Raw genomic sequence first — 225 nt, forward strand, 5'->3', positions numbered from 1 at the left:
TCAGGAGACGTTGACCGCGGTGTCGTCAACCACGAAGGAGGTCTGGTACAGGACGTCCTCGGCGGCGGTGAACTTCAGGGTGACGGTCTGACCGGCGTACGCCGCCAGCGAGAACGACTTCTGGCTGTACCCGGCGGCCTTGTTCAGGTTCGAGTAGGTCGCCAGGGTCGCCAGCACCGTCCCGGCGGAGTTGAGCACCTGCACCTTCAACGTGTCGTACGCGTA

The 225-nt window shown here is 64.0% G+C and carries 1 pseudogene; it reads right to left on the bottom strand.

The window, feature by feature from the left end:
• Positions 1 to 225 (bottom strand): annotated as a pseudogene (locus ACNAW0_RS31005) (aminopeptidase); the annotation flags it as partial.

The sequence above is a fragment of the Micromonospora sp. SL1-18 genome, assembly GCF_047921505.1.
In the GTDB taxonomy this organism is placed as follows: domain Bacteria; phylum Actinomycetota; class Actinomycetes; order Mycobacteriales; family Micromonosporaceae; genus Micromonospora.